The organism is Desulfosarcina ovata subsp. ovata (assembly GCF_009689005.1).
Classification (GTDB): domain Bacteria; phylum Desulfobacterota; class Desulfobacteria; order Desulfobacterales; family Desulfosarcinaceae; genus Desulfosarcina; species Desulfosarcina ovata.
Genome location: NZ_AP021879.1, coordinates 4,262,071 through 4,275,235, shown reverse-complemented (window position 1 = coordinate 4,275,235; position 13,165 = coordinate 4,262,071). Strand labels below are relative to the sequence as shown.

The following is a 13,165-nucleotide window of genomic DNA, read 5'->3' as shown; positions in this document are numbered from 1 at the left end:
CTAAATTCGGTTAATCGAAATTTAATGATTTCCTAATCGTCTCTCAATGCATAGCGCCTATTCTCAATATATTTAGACTCTTTTTTGTCAATTCCATGGCCACCGTACCGGCAGTTATTTTTATCTAAAAGGAAAAACCCGTATGAACGCATCCAACCTTACTTCCACCTATAGCGGGCCGGTCCGGGCCGTCGTGCTGGACTGGGCCGGAACCGCCGTCGATTACGGCTGCATGGGGATGGCCGCCGTATTTGTGCATGTCTTTGACGCCTTCGACATCCATGTTTCGGTCACTGAAGCCCGGCAGTTCATGGGGCTGGCAAAAAAAGAGCACATCCGGCGCATGTGTAGGCTGCCGGGAGTCGTCACCCAATGGCAGGAACAATACGGTCGCATGCCTGATGAAAGTGATGTGGATTTGCTGTACGTGCGCACCGAACCGATGATGGTCGACACCATCGCCGATCATGCTGCGCTCATCGATGGCCTGCTGCCTTTTGTGGCCGCCATGCGTGAGCAGGGCATCCTCATCGGCTCCTGCACCGGTTACACCGCACCGATGATGCAAGTGCTGACCGATCAGGCCGCCAGGCAGGGCTACACGCCCGACTGCATGGTGTGCGCGTCCGATGTGCCTGCGGGACGGCCCTATCCCTGGATGTGCTATCAGAACGCCATCCGGCTGCAGATCTATCCCATGGCCGCCATGATAAAGATCGGCGACACCGTCAGTGATATCGAGGAAGGCCTCAATGCCGGCATGTGGACCATCGGCCTGACCCAGTCGGGCAACGAGCTGGGCCTGCCCGCCGATCTTGTGGCCGCTGTTCCGCCGTCAGAAATGGAGCGGCGCCTGGCTGTCATCGAAGCCCGGTACCGTCAGGCGGGTGCCCATTATGTGGTTCGGGGCATCTGGGAGTGCACGGCGGTGGTTGAGGACATCGGCAGGCGGTTGGCCCGTGGCGAACACCCCATGATGGAGTTATCCCCCGTGCAGGAATGCATGCAGGCGGTTGCCGGATAATAACCGACCCAGCCGTCAACGACCTTGAGTGAAGGGGACAGCAACCGCTTCGCCCACAGCTCCCTCTGGCATTTCCGTTGCGGGTGTCCTGCCGGTCAGCTGACAGCTTCTGAGTCCCATCGGGGCATCAGACTCGCCACCGACAGCTTGTCCGCTGACTGTTTGGCGGTTTTTTTCATTTTGGCGATGACGGTGCCGATCTCTTCGGGAGAATAGATCCGTTGCCCGTCGGCCGGAAGATCGAGGATAACGCTGCTGACCGTCATCAAGGGGAAGCATTTCAGTTGGCCCTCTCGATCCAGGGCCTGGATGCATCCCCGTTCGATGGCCGTATGCCGGTAAAACCCCCGCACATTGTCTCGGAACCGACTTGCGATGGCCGTCACTTCGTCAACGACCTCCCCGAGGGGGATGTCTTTCAATCCCATGAAGAAATCATCCCCCCCGACGTGGCCCACAAATCGGTCGCGGCAGAGGATATGGGATTTAAGCAGGTCGGCGAACAGCAGGATCACCCGGTCTCCCTGGCGGAACCCGTAATGATCGTTGTATGCCTTGAAGTTGTCGAAATCGAAATAGACCAGGGCGTAGCTGGCGGCCGTGTCCTGCAGGGCCTGGGAGACATACTCAACAATGCAGTGATTACCGGGAAGATTGGAGAGCGGGTTCTGATCCCGGGCCAGGGCCAGCTTCTTTTCGTTCAGGATTTTAAGCATGGACTGGGTATTCAGGAAACCGACATAAGCCATATCCCGGGTCACCAGAACCCCTTCGAGGGGTTCGTTCCCGGTGAACAGATCCATGATATGATCGATGGGCATACGGACATCGACCTGTGGAATGCGTGTGATGAACTCATCGATATTTCTGCTGAAGGCCTGATTCTCCAGAACAAAACGGCCATACCGGGAATAGATGAATTCCTTGATGGACGTCTCGCGGATAATTCCCACCGGTTCACTGTAGGGATTGACCACCGGGAAAAATGTTCGGGTGATGTGATTCTTGAATGCATCCAGAATTTCTGTCATCGGTGCATCCGAGCGTACCGGGTGAATCGTTTCGATACCGGCCCGCAGCAGTGAGTGATCCTTCAGGCCGCTGCCGCGCCGGTCATGCTCACACCACTGCCGCACCGCTGAGTAGGTCTTCCGCAGCCGTTGTGGATCCGTCATCGACGGCTGGATGAGATCCCCCTGGACCAGGTCGCAACCGATATTGCGGCATTCGTGGAATACCGATTCGTCGGCCACCCGCTGGGCGATCACCATGCTGCCCAGTTGATGGGCGACCGAGACCAGACAGGCCGCGATCATTCGCTTTTCCCGGTTGCAGTCCATCTGGTCGATGAAAAACGGGTCGAGTTTGACGTAATCCGGGCGCAGGTCGTAAAACAGGCGCATCCCGGAGCCCCCGAAGCCATCAACGGCAATGCGAACCCCTTGTCGCCGGAGCTGGTTCAGGCGCTCGATGAGTTTTCCGGAGGGGCTGGTCATCAACCGGGCCGAGAGTTGCAGGCATCGTTTGCCGGCACTGCCGGGAGGTTCTTTCGCCAGCGCATCGATCAACCCGTCCATGCCGTTTGTTTCATCATACAACCAGCTGTCGATGTTAAAAAAAAGGCAGGCCTGCGCATTCCATGGGATGGCGTTGAATTTCGTAACCGCATGTTGATAAAGGCCACCGTGGGTCCGGGCGCACAGTGAATCCCGACAGTCCTGGCCAGATGGCCCGGCAACGGATTTTGCGTCCGCGTTGATGATAGTGGCCTCATAACCGTAGCAAACGCCGCTGTGAATATTGACAATGGGTTGAAAAGCATGGTCCGGCCGGTCAGGCATCTGCATCGATTCAGATTCAGTCGATTTCTTCATTAAGAGGCTCCGCACGACAATGAGAAAGTAGTAAACCAACGGTAGTTGGACAACCCGCAAGAACGTTTCTTTAGAATCGAAATCACAACCAGATTTTTATTTTGATTGCCACTTTTTTCTTCTGTCTAATCGAATTCTAACAAATTTTTTTTATAATGAAAGATGCTCACTTCAGATGCCATCAGGAAGGAAACAATGGTCCGTCAAACCATTTTGGTGTGTGGTGGAAATGGCTGGCATCCACACCGTTGGAATTGGATGGGAATTAAATACCTATTCTGAAGCGTTCACAAAATAATTGGTGGGTTCCATAGATTGATTGTCAATCAACGGCGGGCCCACGGGGTGACGGCGTTTTCCCGCCGCCGCCCCGTGCACAGGCACATATGGTTTGGAGACCTTTATCCCCGCAGTGCGGGGTCAGACAATCGATCAAATCAAGTTGGTGTAAAAATATCACTTGGTTTGTACGGGTGCGCTCCTTCGATGACCTCAACACCGGCCTTGGCCTTGATTTTATTGATCAGGGTCTCCTTGTATGGACAGTGGTCGGTGATACAGGGGGCGACATGCACTTTGGTCGGAGCTTCATTCATGGGCTTGTTCCACAGATTGACCTGGGCCATGCGGGTAACAATGGTCGCGCCCGGGCAGTCGCCACAGTTGAGCAGGCCGGTCAGTTCCGCGTCCTGACCATAGCGTTCGAATTCACCTTCCCGGCGATTAAAGCCCACCATGCACCGGGAACAGCCGATGCAAACATCATCCATGGCCCGTTTGCAACCGATAATCAGTATTTTCTCCATTTTTTCCTCCAGCAATTATAAGATTGATAAAAATTACCTGCACTCATACCTGGGGTCTGCTGCTTTTTTTTCATATTTGATGACTTCAAATGAGCATTCCGAAAAATCGTACTCAGCGGAAGCACTATTGTTAAAACGAGCCTTGCCGTTAGGAAAATCAATTTGAAGAGGAACGGTTATTGCTACATTTTCAGAACAGAGACTCTCTTTTTCCGAAGGGGAATACACTACCTGTTCCCCGGAAGCGGTTTTAACCGTTATGGAACTATGGGTCGTACTCAGTGATGTAACATTTCCTTCACTGTCAAACGTCAGAGAGTTGACGTCCCCCATAATGCCTTCGGGATCATTGTCATAGGCCAATATTTTCCCAAGCTTTGTGTCAACAGCATAAGGTTCGGCCGGTTCAACTGATTTGACAGAACCGTCTTCATAAAACGAAATTCCAACTCTGACACGCATTATTCCGGCAGGTGTTTTTACTTCAATCGTTTCCTGTGGCCAGAGGGTGATGCTTTTAATATCACCGTTTTTAAAAAAAGTGATATTGATCACCTTAGCACGAATTGTACCGCAGGGCAGCTTCAGTTCAAGGTTCTCAGACAGGGTATATTCGTCTTTTTCTCCCCAGTAACCGCTTAACTTGCCGTTAAGGGGAAAAAGCTTTTTCAATAGTCCATCTTTATAAAACATGACGAGTTCTGCTGATAATTTTCCGTATTTTGTTTCGATGTAGGCCGCATCCTGAAGGGGTGCTTTTCTGAGATTTCCATTATCGTAAAAGTAAACCGGCTTTAATATTTTTCTACCATGATCGTCCACTGAATATTGGGGAACAACAACCCCGACTGGTGTTTCAATTTCAAATCGTTCAGTAAAGATCAGGGATGCGGGATTCCCGGAGGCATGTTTTTCCAAATCCTGATAACCAGATATTTCTCCATATTTTGTTTTCAGCACTTCCATTTTCGGCATCTCTCTTTTTCGGCGATTTCTGTCAAAGAATATACCCGCCTGCTTGTCTTTCCATCCGTCTTCTTCGTTGGGCGTTTCTACACATAGCCCCACTATGCGTAAAAAAGCCCGCCTTGAATACGAATGAAAAGCCTGCGCATCCTGGTATATTCTTTTCCGCCAATCGCCTTATTGCTGTTATGCTTCATCTTCCAGACCAAAAACGTTGGTTATTGTATTAATATAGTTAAAATAGCCTGTTATAGCGACGGCCTCAAAAATTTGTGTATCACTGTATCCCATGTTTTTTACTTCATCGATATCTGATTTTAGAATTTTGTAAGAATCTTTCCGGGAGGCTCGCAGACAAAATTTCAGTAGAAGTTTTTCCCCTTCACCACATTCAATTGTATCTATACCACCCAAAATCTGTTCAACCTGTTTATCACTCATGCCGAGTCTTTTGGCGAGTGTCTTATGCGCGTTCACACAGATTTTGCAGCCGTTTTCCATTGAAACAAGCACTGCAATACGTTCTTTGGTGGAATAGGGTAGTTCTGTTTTGGTGATTAAGAAGTTAATGACCATATTATTTGTAGCCAAAAAAATATCCTCGCGTAGAGAAAGAAGTCTGGTCGTTTCGTCGAGAGTTCCATTTTTCTCTAATCTCGGTTTTACCAACTTTTGAATTTTCGGTGACATGTCGGAAAATTCCGGCAACTTAATATGTGCCATGTCTTTACTCCTGAAATAAGTGATCCCCAACTAAGAGCCTGTTTGATAAATCCGTCTAAGGCCCGCTAACGGCGTTGGAAAGTGTCTCAAAATGCTCACATATTACCTATATGCTCCGCTTTAGAGCCACTTTCCGCCTTGTTATCGAGCCTGATCCAGACTTCTCAAACAGGCTCTTAGCGGTTGGGACACAGTTCGGCTTCAAATTTTTCTACTATCATAAGCCCAATTTAACAATGCCTGCCTTTGTTTTGGTCGGCAATTCAGGTCGCCTTTTTTACAATTTTTCTTGATTTGAGCAATGTGTCTCTTCATGGATTTCCATCTTTTGATCTGACGATCATCGTCTGCACATCTTCTTCCCATGAAATACCTGCAATACCATTGAAACCATCCTCTGGGGTCCTCATGATATATCCACCCTTTTTCTCGCCAGATAGCCAATGGTTGCGAAGCGTTGACTTCAAAGTAGTTCATTTTGGGATCATGGCGTTCAGGACATAGCTTTGCTTGGATGAACCAATCTCTGGGAAACTCTTTCACACCGTCGGTCATGTATTTTCCACCGAAAACACCCATTCTCAGCATTTGCTTTGGTGTTAATTCTGGAACGAAATCTGAATGAAAGTTCTTTCCGGCTGGCTCTGTAAGATAATAAACATAATTTTTTTGCATGAAATCGTTTACGATTATTTTTTGATTCTTCATTTATGGCAAGATTTCCAGCATCCACGAAACTGTCTATTTTAACCACGTTCAACTCGATATGACTTATGGAAAAAGGCCGTCCCGGGTTCCCGGTCGAGTGTGAAACAAATGGTTCGACACCTTCATCAGCCATCCAAGTACATAGATGATGAATCAAATGCCTCTTCTGGGGGTTCCGTGCCATGTCCCGTTGTCAAAATAACAGGGTTCATCGTTCATTTGACCATACGAATAATAGGTCATCGTCCACTTGTTATCGTCACCGAAGTACCTGAGTCGACAGAGGTGAGTGGGAAACTCTCTTAATTCTTCGGTTCTTTCTTCGCGTGATTTTCCGCCAAAAAGTTCGGGATCGTAATCCGGAGATACATACGGCTCAATATATGCGTCAATGTAGCAAAACTTGCTGCGAAACCTAACGTCAATTCGATTGTATTTTCCAGAGTAGTTTTCCTTCGCATGAGAAAGGATACGTTCGCGGATAATTGGTTTGATCTTATCTGGAATTTTTACCCCTCCTGATTGAGGATCATATACCCATTCTTTTTTGGACATTGTTAAACACCTTTTTTGGTTTTTGCCATCTCCTCCAAATTTAAACACAATCCAAGTTGCCGCGATTTGACACCAATCAATCCGAAGAACGTCTATACCACACAAGTCGATTTTCCATAAAAAATCAAGTTATTTTTAGCATCCGCTCATTAGTTGCTGGTCGTCATTCCGGCGAACGCCGGAATCCAGACAAGCACTGGATGCCGGATCAAGCCCGGCATGACATGGGAATCGATCAGCACCTCTACCCCAATGTTGCAAGATGGGGGTTTACAACCTGCCGGATACTTTTACAGCCTGCCGGACCACGCAGCCTCCAACTTCTTGCAACTTTTTCAATTAACATTGAATTCTGTTTTTATGAGCATGGCATGGGGCTTGCTCAAAAATGAGTTGGTAGAACCAAAAGGTGTAGGGGAGGGACTCATGATCACCCGCTTTAAGCGCCGCAACAACGATGGTCCGAACGGCCAGCCGATTCCAACCGACGAAAACGTCAATAGCGGATGGGCCGAGTGGCAATCCATTCGCAATGAACTGGAAAGCGCGGCGCCGGGTTGCGGTCTGAACATGGCCTATGTGGCCGTCACCCGGCACGCCAACGGTCCCCACAAGGATCATCCGGCGCTGTGCTGCCTCTCCGGCGAATCGCCCCGGCAAACTTGGACGTTTAGCGATCTGGAGCGTTTCACCAACCAGGCGGCCAATGTTTTCAGGAACCTGGGTATCGGCCCGGGACAGGTCGTGGCCACCCTTTGCGGCCGGGTGCCGGAACTCTATCTGACGGCTCTGGGCGCCCTGAAGGCCGGCGCCGTTTTTACGGCCCTTTACGCCTCCTATGGCCCAGAACCGATCCTGCACCGGCTGGTCGCCAGTCAGGCAGTCGTGTTGATCACCACTCGGCGCCAGTATTCCAAAATCCAGGCGTTGCGATCACGCCTGCCGGACCTGAGCCACGTTCTGCTCATTGACCCCCCTGATAAACCCGATCCGGGAGTGATGCATCTGCCGGCCCTGATGGACGCGGCTGCGGAGGATTTCCATCTATCGCCCACCGATCCCGAAACCCCGGCTCTGATCCATTTTACCAGCGGTACCACGGGCATGCCCAAGGGCGTGGTCCATGCTCACGCCGCCGCGTTGCACCAGCTGCTGACCGGCCGGACCGTCCTTGATCTGAAGCCGGACGATCGCTACTGGTGCACGGCAGATCCCGGATGGGTCACCGGCGTGGTTTACGGATTCCTGGTGCCGCTCATGGCCGGGATAACGACGATCGTGGACGAAGCCGAATTCGATGTCCGGCGCTGGCTGCGCATTCTGGCCGAGGAACGGATAACGGTCTGGTATACCGCGCCATCGGCCCTGCGTCGCCTGATGACCCTGCCCTCCAAACCCTGCCGGGAATTCGATCTCGGTGCCCTACGGCATGTTTTCAGCGTCGGCGAACCCCTGCATGCCACGGCGGTGCGATGGGGTGAGGACGCCCTGGGTGTACCGATCCGGGACACCTGGTGGCAAAGTGAAACCGGGGGGATTATGATCGCCAACCATCCCGACCAACCGGTTCGACCCGGGGCCATGGGACGGCCGGTGAGGGGCATCCGAGCCGCGGTCGTGCGCCCGGCGGCTGCCGGTGGCCCAACCGTCGAAATCTGCGGCATTGGCGAAACCGGTGAACTGGCCCTGGCCGCCGGCTGGCCGAGCATGTTTCGCCGCCTGCTCGGGGATACGGGGGCGTACGGACGGCGATTCGCAGGGCCATGGTATCTGAGCGGCGATCTTGTCCGGTGTGATGTCGAGGGCCTGTTTTGGTTTTTGGGACGCGCCGACGACATGATCAAAACCGCCGGGCACATGGTCAGCCCCTTCGAGGTGGAAAGCGTTCTGCTTGAATATCCGGGCGTCAGTGACGCCGGCGTGGTCGGTGTCCCTGACATGCACCTTGGTCAACGGGTCAGGGCATACCTCTGTCTCGCTACGGACATTCCCGCCGATGAAAATTTGCGCGGACGCATCATGGCCTTTGCTCGCAAGCGGCTGGGGCCGGCCCTGGCCCCCCGGGAAATCGTCTTTATCGAAACCATGCCCAAAAATCAGGCCGGAAAAATTCTGCGCCGCGAACTCGCCAAGGGGCGCCCATGACACTCCGGTAGAATGGTTTTCTTCTTCCGGTTTTTTCTTTTCGCCGGCACGGACCGCGTCGGCAACTCCGAATGGCCTGCCCAGCCCCGGTTTTCCGTGGAAACCGATCCTGCCCGTACCAGACCCTCTCCATCATCTTTACACCCTGCCGGATTTTTTTACAGGGGCCGCGCTGGCGCCATCTGCACCATTTTATTAACCATCCGTATTCTCTTCTGATTCCGATTCATGCGCGTGGCATGCGGTTTGCTCAACAATTGGGGAAAAAGCTGACACCGTTGGATGCCTGTCGTATCGCGGCATGGCACGGAACAACTCGCCCAAACGGCCGTCATCCCGGAAGACCGATAGCCTTCCAATATAACGAACGACAGGGAGATGCCCATGAGCGTACGCAACCTCAAGTCGCTTTTCAATCCCGCCTCGGTCGCCCTGGTGGGAGCCAGCATCAAACCGCATACCGTCGGCGCGGTGGCCACGCGCAACCTTTTCGCCGCCGGTTTCCAGGGATCGATCTACCTGGTCAATCCCCGGCGAACCGAGATCGACGGCCATGCCTGCCATGCGGACATCGCCAGCCTGCCCAATCCACCCGACCTGGCCGTGATCGCCACGCCGCCGGATTTGGTGCCGGAAATCATCGATCAGCTCGGTGCCCGGGGAACCAAAGCGGCAGTGGTGATTACTGCCGGCTTCGGCGAAGGCGGCAGCGCCCGGGGCCAGGCGCTGTGCAAGGCCATGCTGGAAGCGGCGCGCCCCCATCTGCTGCGCATCGTCGGTCCGAACTGCTTCGGCCTGATGCTGCCGCGGATCGATCTCAACGCCAGTTTTATCCATATGCAGCCCCTTCCCGGCCAACTGGCCTTCGTGGCCCAGTCCGGTGCCCTGCTCTCGACGGTGGTCGATTGGGCCACCCACCGCCGCATCGGTTTTTCCCACCTGGTTTCCCTGGGCGACATGGCGGATGTCGATTTCGGAGACATGCTGGACTACCTCAGCACCGACAGCCATACCCGTGCCATCTTGCTCTATATCGAATCCATTACCCATGCCCGCAAATTCATGTCGGCAGCCCGCGCAGCGGCCCGCGTCAAACCGGTCATCGTTGTCAAAGCGGGCCGGTATGAATCAAGCGCGGCGGCAGCCAGCTCCCATACTGGTGCCATGGCCGGCAGCGACGCTGTTTACGAGGCGGCCTTCAAACGGGCCGGCATTCTGCGGGTGAACGATCTGGAAGCCCTGTTCGATGCGGTTTCCACCCTGGGACAACTGCAACCGGTAACCGGGGATCGGCTGGCCCTGCTGACCAATGGCGGAGGAATCGGTGTCATGGCCACCGACACACTGATGTATAAAAAAGGGACGCTTGCCCAACTGTCCGAGACCACCATGGATCGCCTCAACGCAGTCCTGCCGCCCACCTGGTCCCACGGCAACCCCGTGGATATCATTGGCGATGCCCCGCCCCAGCGCTATGCCGACGCCCTAGGGGCGATCATCGAGGATCCGGGTGTCGACGCCGTGCTGGTAATGAACTGTCCGACAGCCATCGGATCCAGCATGGACGCGGCCCAGGCCGTTCTGGAAACGTTCACCCAGCGATCATCACACGCCCGCCGCTCTGGCCTGCTTAGCTGCTGGCTCGGCGAGGGGCCGGCCGAAGCGGCCCGGCAGATGTTTCACGAGCAAGGCATTCCCAGCTACGAATCCCCCACCAAGGCGGTGCGGGGGTTCATGCAGATGGTGCGCTACCGACACAGCCAGGCCATGCTCATGGAGGTGCCGCCGGATATTCCGGAGAACTTTACTCCCAATCGGCAAGCGGTACGGAAAATCATTGACATGGTCCTGGCCGAAGGGCGGTCCTGGCTGCTGGAAACCGAGGCCAAATCGGTTCTGGCGGCCTACGGCATTCCGGTGGTGGAGACGATAACTGCAGAAAACCCCGAGGCCGCCGCTCAAATTGCATCCACCATCGAGGGGCCGGTGGTGCTCAAAATTCAGCACGGCATGATCCTGCACAAATCGGATGCCGGGGGAGTGGTCCTCAACCTGGAGACGCCCGATGCCGTGCGCGACCGGGCAATCTGCATGCGTGAGCACTTCAAGCAGGCCCTCGATGACGTCAGCGCCCTTCAATTCTGCGTCCAGCCCATGATCCAGAAACCCCATGCCCATGAGCTGATCGTGGGAATGCACGTCGATGACCAGTTCGGGCCGGTGCTGCTCTTCGGGCACGGCGGCACGGCCACGGAAATCATCCTGGACCGCTGTCTGGCCCTGCCGCCGCTGAACATGCGCCTGGCCCATGAGATGATTGCCGGCACCCGTATTTCACGTCTGCTGGCCGGCTACCGGGGCGTTCCCGGGGCCAACCGGGCGGATATCGCCGTCACCCTGGTCAAGGTCTCCCAACTGATCTGCGACTTTGCCGAGATTGTGGAACTGGACATCAACCCGCTTTTGGGCGACCCCCACGAGGTGCTGGCCCTGGATGCGCGCCTGCGGGTGGCACCAGCCGACGGACCGGCCGGTCGCCGCCTGGCGATCTGTCCCTACCCGACGGAACTGGAGCAGATGATCCACCTGCCGGGCGGCCAGACCCTGCGCCTGCGGCCCATCAGGCCGGAGGACGAGCCGGCCTTCCAGCGGCTTTTTAACAACCTGACTCCCGAGGATATCCGCCTGCGCTTTCTGCATCCCATGAAAATGATGCCCAAAACCTTGGTCGTTCGACTGACCCAGATCGACTACGACCGTGAAATGGCCCTGGTGCTGACCGACGGCAACGGCAACCAGGACGCGGATTTCTTTGGCGTGGTGCGCTTCAGTGCCGATCCGGACAGGGAGAAGGCCGAGTTCGCGATTCTGCTGGACAGAAGCAAAACCGGTCTCGGCCTGGGGCCCATGCTCATGCGGCGCATCATCGACTACGCGCGCAGCCGGGGCATCCGCCAGCTTTTCGGCGAAGTGCTCAATGACAACCGCCCCATGCTGGCCCTGTGCAAGGCATTGGGGTTCAAGCGCCGCCATGTGCCGAATGATCCGGGGGTGACGGAGGTGTCACTGCAATTGTAAAACAGCCAGTGGCGTCATGCCGGACTTGATCCGGCATCCACACCATATTGAAAGTAGAGGAACGATCATGCAAGAAGAAGAGATCGACCGCATCGTGTTGGAAATGTTGGGGCAGGTGGCGCCCGAGGCTCCTCTGGGCGGGATCGTGGCCAATCTGCCGTTTAGGGATCAATTCGAGTTCGACTCTGTCGATTTTCTCAGTTTCATTCTCAAACTGGAAAGTCAAACCGGCCTTAAGATATCGGAGATGGATTATCCCCGGCTGGCCAGCCTGGCGGGTTGCCGCAGTTACCTCAACAGGGCTTAGGGTTCGCGGCATGACAGCGGCATTCGGTGGTGGGCATGACCATCTACCCCGCCGTTGCAAGATTGCCGGCGGCCGACCGGACCATCTCGTACAAATCCACCGGCCCCATGCCGTAGCGTTTGGCGATGTCGCGCAGGGATTCCGAGGCATCGGCAGAAATATTTTTGGTTTTCAGTGCCGCCAGAATCGCCTGGGGGTCAAGGCCATAGGTGCTGCAGATGTCGGCCAGGCTCAAGCGGCCGGTACCCGGCGGCGGCGAATCGGGCATCCCTTTACCCTCGGCCGGCACGGGTTCGTCGTCAGGGCGCATCGCCGCGTACAACGCCTTGGGGGTGGTTTGATTGCGTGTGGCCAGCTCCAGCAGGGTTTCGCTGCCATCGGTCACCTGGTACCCGGCGGCCTGCAGACGCTGCAGGGCCGTCTGGGGATCGAGTTCCACTTTCTTCGCAAAGGATTGTATTGTCGACAGCTCGGCATGACCGTAAGGCGGCTCGCCGTATTTTTCTGCTCCCGCGTCCTTGAACGCGCCGTTCAGGTTCAGCACCCAGGAAAAGGGCGGCACCATGAAAAGCGTACCGGCCACGGTCACCGCGCAGATCGCCAGGGCAACATTGAAGGCGGGCGTGAAGATCTTCATCTGCCGGCGCTTGTCCTTCAAGTACGCCATCAGCGGCTTCCAGTTGTAGTAAATGTGCAGAATCAGGGCCAGCAGAAAAAGCAGGCCGACGTTGATGTGAATTTCTCCCCACTGCTCCTTGCTCAGGCCCCACAGGCGCCAGTCCGCCCAGTAGGCCACCCGTCCCTGGGGGACGATGTAGAGAATGATGCTGGTTACCACCACGACAATAAAAGACAGGGTGGCCGTCAGGGAAGTAATTTTTCGCATATTCATAAAATGCTCCATTTTTCAGATTGTCCGCATTTGCAAAAATGACCGGGTTACCGGTCATTAGGAGACCGGTAACCCGGTTTCGTTACA

Annotated in this window: 12 protein-coding genes; 5 read left to right on the top strand and 7 right to left on the bottom strand. The window is 54.7% G+C overall.

The features are described 5' to 3' along the window. Positions 1–142: 142 nt before the first annotated feature. Positions 143–1,024, top strand: a complete 882-nt coding sequence (gene phnX, locus GN112_RS18885) for a phosphonoacetaldehyde hydrolase (protein WP_155311641.1) — start codon at positions 143–145, stop codon at positions 1,022–1,024. Between the two features lie 95 nt (positions 1,025–1,119). Here phnX and GN112_RS18880 read toward each other — a convergent pair whose 3' ends face one another. The 6 genes from GN112_RS18880 to GN112_RS18855 all read right to left on the bottom strand — a co-directional run bounded on the left by GN112_RS18880 (position 1,120) and on the right by GN112_RS18855 (position 6,656). Continuing rightward, the gene (locus GN112_RS18880; protein ID WP_155311640.1) at positions 1,120–2,898 is read right to left on the bottom strand and encodes a GGDEF domain-containing protein; all 1,779 of its coding nucleotides are present in this window, start codon (positions 2,896–2,898) and stop codon (positions 1,120–1,122) included. Between the two features lie 437 nt (positions 2,899–3,335). Beyond that, positions 3,336–3,704 carry a CGGC domain-containing protein gene (locus GN112_RS18875; protein ID WP_155311639.1) on the bottom strand — a complete coding sequence of 123 codons (369 nt, stop codon included), beginning with the start codon at positions 3,702–3,704 and terminating at the stop codon, positions 3,336–3,338. 33 nt (positions 3,705–3,737) lie between these two features. Further along, positions 3,738–4,670: a hypothetical protein gene (locus tag GN112_RS18870; protein WP_155311638.1), complete on the bottom strand. Its 933-nt coding sequence runs from the start codon at positions 4,668–4,670 to the stop codon at positions 3,738–3,740. 186 nt (positions 4,671–4,856) lie between these two features. Further along, on the bottom strand, positions 4,857–5,393 hold the full coding sequence (locus tag GN112_RS18865) for a carboxymuconolactone decarboxylase family protein (RefSeq protein WP_155311637.1): 537 nt from the start codon (positions 5,391–5,393) through the stop codon (positions 4,857–4,859). A 201-nt stretch (positions 5,394–5,594) separates the two neighbouring features. Next, positions 5,595–6,101, bottom strand: a complete 507-nt coding sequence (locus tag GN112_RS18860; protein ID WP_155311636.1) for a hypothetical protein — start codon at positions 6,099–6,101, stop codon at positions 5,595–5,597. 153 nt (positions 6,102–6,254) lie between these two features. Continuing rightward, the gene (locus GN112_RS18855; RefSeq protein WP_197743350.1) at positions 6,255–6,656 is read right to left on the bottom strand and encodes a hypothetical protein; all 402 of its coding nucleotides are present in this window, start codon (positions 6,654–6,656) and stop codon (positions 6,255–6,257) included. Positions 6,657–6,712: 56 nt separating this feature from the next. Between GN112_RS18855 and GN112_RS33645 the strand changes: the two genes are divergently transcribed. From GN112_RS33645 to GN112_RS18840, 4 genes are all read left to right on the top strand, one after another. After that, entirely contained in the window at positions 6,713–7,048 is a 336-nt protein-coding gene (locus GN112_RS33645) for a hypothetical protein (RefSeq protein ID WP_162459008.1), read from the top strand. 34 nt (positions 7,049–7,082) lie between these two features. Further along, the gene (locus GN112_RS18850) at positions 7,083–8,801 is read left to right on the top strand and encodes an AMP-binding protein (protein ID WP_162459007.1); all 1,719 of its coding nucleotides are present in this window, start codon (positions 7,083–7,085) and stop codon (positions 8,799–8,801) included. A 384-nt stretch (positions 8,802–9,185) separates the two neighbouring features. Further along, complete coding sequence (locus GN112_RS18845) at positions 9,186–11,879, top strand: bifunctional acetate--CoA ligase family protein/GNAT family N-acetyltransferase (protein ID WP_155311634.1); 2,694 nt, start codon at positions 9,186–9,188, stop codon at positions 11,877–11,879. 67 nt (positions 11,880–11,946) lie between these two features. Continuing rightward, positions 11,947–12,186 carry an acyl carrier protein gene (locus GN112_RS18840; RefSeq protein ID WP_155311633.1) on the top strand — a complete coding sequence of 80 codons (240 nt, stop codon included), beginning with the start codon at positions 11,947–11,949 and terminating at the stop codon, positions 12,184–12,186. A 43-nt stretch (positions 12,187–12,229) separates the two neighbouring features. Here the strand turns inward: GN112_RS18840 and GN112_RS18835 are convergent, their stop codons facing one another. After that, positions 12,230–13,078: a DUF4405 domain-containing protein gene (locus tag GN112_RS18835; RefSeq protein ID WP_231717065.1), complete on the bottom strand. Its 849-nt coding sequence runs from the start codon at positions 13,076–13,078 to the stop codon at positions 12,230–12,232. Between the last annotated feature and the right edge of the window lie 87 nt (positions 13,079–13,165).

What these genes read in the sequence shown, in the direction of transcription:
- phnX (WP_155311641.1), top strand. Translation starts at nt 143, where the DNA reads ATGAACGCATCCAACCTTACTTCCACCTATAGCGGGCCGGTCCGGGCC.
- GN112_RS18880 (WP_155311640.1), bottom strand. Translation starts at nt 2,898, where the DNA reads ATGAAGAAATCGACTGAATCTGAATCGATGCAGATGCCTGACCGGCCG.
- GN112_RS18875 (WP_155311639.1), bottom strand. Translation starts at nt 3,704, where the DNA reads ATGGAGAAAATACTGATTATCGGTTGCAAACGGGCCATGGATGATGTT.
- GN112_RS18870 (WP_155311638.1), bottom strand. Translation starts at nt 4,670, where the DNA reads ATGGAAGTGCTGAAAACAAAATATGGAGAAATATCTGGTTATCAGGAT.
- GN112_RS18865 (WP_155311637.1), bottom strand. Translation starts at nt 5,393, where the DNA reads ATGGCACATATTAAGTTGCCGGAATTTTCCGACATGTCACCGAAAATT.
- GN112_RS18860 (WP_155311636.1), bottom strand. Translation starts at nt 6,101, where the DNA reads ATGAAGAATCAAAAAATAATCGTAAACGATTTCATGCAAAAAAATTAT.
- GN112_RS18855 (WP_197743350.1), bottom strand. Translation starts at nt 6,656, where the DNA reads ATGTCCAAAAAAGAATGGGTATATGATCCTCAATCAGGAGGGGTAAAA.
- GN112_RS18850 (WP_162459007.1), top strand. Translation starts at nt 7,083, where the DNA reads ATGATCACCCGCTTTAAGCGCCGCAACAACGATGGTCCGAACGGCCAG.
- GN112_RS18845 (WP_155311634.1), top strand. Translation starts at nt 9,186, where the DNA reads ATGAGCGTACGCAACCTCAAGTCGCTTTTCAATCCCGCCTCGGTCGCC.
- GN112_RS18840 (WP_155311633.1), top strand. Translation starts at nt 11,947, where the DNA reads ATGCAAGAAGAAGAGATCGACCGCATCGTGTTGGAAATGTTGGGGCAG.
- GN112_RS18835 (WP_231717065.1), bottom strand. Translation starts at nt 13,078, where the DNA reads ATGAATATGCGAAAAATTACTTCCCTGACGGCCACCCTGTCTTTTATT.